Here is a 2,692-nt window from a genome sequence, read left to right as displayed (position 1 = left end):
CTTTTCAAATTGAAAGGTAGAATAACATGGGGAAACAATATATTCTTAATGAAGTGGCATATGCCCACCTGACGCCTAGTAAACGTCTTCATATTGCCCTGCCACATGAGGAAAACGTCATGTTCGAAGAGAAGGACAGTGACGTTATCCTAACGATTTTGAATATTTTTAAAAATCCCGCCACTGTTGATGATGTGTCCACTGCTCTTCTTGATACTCCTTATGAAGTAGACGATATTGCATCTTTGGTGCAACGTTTATTCGAGAATAATGTCATAAAAGAATACAAGGATATCACCGCCTTAGATACCACTCTCACACCCAAGCAACTTGCAAAATATGATCGTCAACTACGAAACTACGCAGTTCTTCCCAACTTTACGATAAATGATGCAATCAAACAGCAGGAGAGACTTGATGCCGCATCGATTTTAATCTTAGGTGCTGGTGGTATAGGGTCGTATCTGGCAATTGGCTTGGCGCAGATTGGGGTAGGCACCCTACATCTTATTGATTTTGATGAGATTGAATTGTCCAACACTAGTCGACAAGTTCTTTATCGCGAAAAAGATGTGGGAAAATCCAAGATTGAAGTGGCCGTCAAAAACTTGACAGAGGTCGCTCCGGATGCAACGGTCGTCGGCCATAATTTAGAAGTCACTAGTGTCAATTCCTTAACGGAAGAACTAAAAAGTGACCAGTTTGACCTGATAGCTGTTTGCGCAGACAAAACTCTCGGAAAGCTTGTATATATTGTTGATGAATTCAGTAAACTATCAGGCACCCCTGTCCTATATGGAGGGCCATACGCCGATAGCAAAATATTTTTAGGACCCTTGATTATTCCCGGTAAAACCAAATCATATTCAGAACTTGTACCGTCCTCTTACGCAGATACCTCCAATCCTAAAGTGGCAAGCATCAACGAGTATCGTGAGACCGCGATTGTAGATACGGATAACGCTCTTGCGGCCAAGATGATGGAAGTAGAAATCATTAAGTATATAGGCAAGCTAATGGATCCATCAGTAGTAGAGAGACAAATCGTCCTCGACACTTGGAACTGGTCATTCCATGATGGACAGTTCAGTAAGTAAACATATTATGAGTCAAACTTTCCTACAAATCCTAACGGATATGAACGACGGTATATCTGACCCGCAGTTGAAAGGTAAGATACCGGTCAAGCTGCTTCATGATTCGCCGTATCTGGATCACAAACTTGATTTGTATCTTCAATCGAATCCTAATGCACGGCCGCAAGATATCCTTGTCTATCTACAGTCAATCGAATCCGATGCGCGTGCTCTTCTCAAGTCAATTAGAATTCCACAAAATCTGACTAGTTCAAATTCTATGGAAACTATTATCGGTAGAGAAAAAGAGCTTCAATTACTGGATATATATTTAAACAGAAGATACAAGAATAACGTTATTCTAATCGGAGAACCTGGCGTTGGCAAAACATCGCTTATTCTATACTACTTCAAATCGCATCATCTTCCTCTGATATCTGTATCGGCTGCCGAAATGCTCTCTGGAACAAAATACAGAGGAGAATTTGAAAAACGCATGCAACATGTACTTGAGACGGCGCAGAAAGAGGGTTCCACGATATTTTTTGATGAAATTCACACCCTTATTCATGCCGGTGCTTCAGAAGGAGGTATTTCCGCCGCAAACCTACTGAAACCTATTATAACGAGAGGTGATATCAAGGTCGTAGGTGCGACTACACCTGAAGAGGCTACGACCTTGTATGCTGATGGTGCTTTCGAAAGAAGATTTAGTTTTTTAAAATTGAAGGAACCGGATATGCAGACACTTCGATTGATAGCCCTGAATTTCGTAAAAGAATCAGGGGAAAATCAATGTTTTCCTTCCTCGCTGTTTGAAGAAATAGTTGCTTTCCTGGACGAGAAATTCCCCAATCGACATTATCCCGACAAGTTAATAGATTTTATCGATTTCTACTTGGCAGCAAACAAGCAAGCTAATTTCACACTGCACGAGGCAACAGTACTTTTTGCGGAATCGCAAATCTAAGAAAGGACTAGATAAAAGTGATAATTGGAAAACGTCTCGGTGAAGATCGGTTCAAGTTTTACAAAACCGTCCTTGCCGGAAATACAGATCAGCTGCTATTCGACGAGGAATTTAATGCATGGTTTGTGTTCAATGTGCGTAACCTTCATACTTTGATAAGAGATGAGCGGCTCAAAGCCAATACTAAAACTGTCATAGATAAACTCCCTCTGAAGATAGAAACTATACGGACATTAAAGAATTTTTATTCCAACTGGGTTATGTTCACCGACGGAGAGTCTCATAAACAGCTTCGTCGCCTAGTGGGAACAATCATTAATACTCGTTATCACGCCATAAATTACACATGGCCGCAAATCAATAAAAACTGTGACTTCACTACAGAGTATGCAAGGCCTTATGTGTACGGTATCCTTGCTCAACTGGTGGGTGTCTCTGTAGAAGACATTTCAAGAATGGTCTCGGCCTCGGAAACCATTAACTCGTTCTTACTGCGCGAACGGCTTACGCTAGACGATATCGAACAAGTCGCGCATTCAATCGAATACGCGTATCAGGTTGTCAAAGAAATCGAAGATAAGCATGTAGGGGAGCCGCTGTACATAGGCAACGAATTGCTTGACTTGCCTCAGGAGACACGATATCC

Annotated in this window: 3 protein-coding genes; all 3 read left to right on the top strand. The window is 41.5% G+C overall.

The genetic code is table 11. From position 1 onward, the window contains the following. Positions 1–26: 26 nt before the first annotated feature. Complete coding sequence (locus AB5Z52_RS16550) at positions 27–1,097, top strand: ThiF family adenylyltransferase (protein WP_368267076.1); 1,071 nt, start codon at positions 27–29, stop codon at positions 1,095–1,097. Then, entirely contained in the window at positions 1,075–2,046 is a 972-nt protein-coding gene (locus tag AB5Z52_RS16545) for an AAA family ATPase (RefSeq protein WP_368267074.1), read from the top strand. The genes AB5Z52_RS16550 and AB5Z52_RS16545 overlap by 23 nt, the downstream gene beginning before the upstream one ends. 17 nt (positions 2,047–2,063) lie before the next feature. Then, the coding region (locus AB5Z52_RS16540; RefSeq protein ID WP_368267072.1) for a hypothetical protein at positions 2,064–2,692 on the top strand (629 nt) is incomplete at its 3' end.

Source organism: Enterococcus sp. RTP21361st1_A6_RTP21361_211029, assembly GCF_040910045.1.
GTDB lineage: Bacteria > Bacillota > Bacilli > Lactobacillales > Enterococcaceae > Enterococcus_D > Enterococcus_D gallinarum.
This window is presented reverse-complemented; position numbering and strand designations above follow the sequence as displayed.

Coding starts and splice junctions, on each gene's coding strand:
- AB5Z52_RS16550 (WP_368267076.1), top strand. CDS start 27: ATGGGGAAACAATATATTCTTAATGAAGTGGCATATGCCCACCTGACG.
- AB5Z52_RS16545 (WP_368267074.1), top strand. CDS start 1,075: ATGATGGACAGTTCAGTAAGTAAACATATTATGAGTCAAACTTTCCTA.